The following is a 269-nucleotide window of genomic DNA, read 5'->3' as shown; positions in this document are numbered from 1 at the left end:
GATCTATCGTATTTTCAACACGAAACTTTTCAGCAATCGCAGATAGAACATGAGGCTTACGTTCTAGCCTACGATTGACCGCAAACATGGGGTACAAAAAAATAGTGCCGTCAGTATGAAATGAGATCCAGTTATTAGGAAATACAGAATCAGGAGTATGAGGTTCAGGTGTGTCTTCAACAACAGTTACCTGAACACCCGCATTGCTAAGTACAGAAACAAATCGATCAAATTCAGCCGCGGCTTTTTCACTCACTTGCTGATCTGCC

At 42.0% G+C, this 269-nt stretch carries 1 protein-coding gene; it reads right to left on the bottom strand.

What is annotated here, in order from left to right; translation table 11 throughout:
* The coding region (locus VJI94_RS08415; protein WP_324009037.1) for an arginine deiminase-related protein at window positions 1–269 on the bottom strand (269 nt) is incomplete at both ends.

The organism is Parvimonas sp. D9, assembly GCF_035282565.1.
GTDB classification, from domain to species: Bacteria; Bacillota; Clostridia; order Tissierellales; family Peptoniphilaceae; genus Parvimonas; species Parvimonas micra.
Note: the sequence above shows the minus strand (reverse complement) of the source record. Positions and strands in the feature narration are given on the sequence as shown.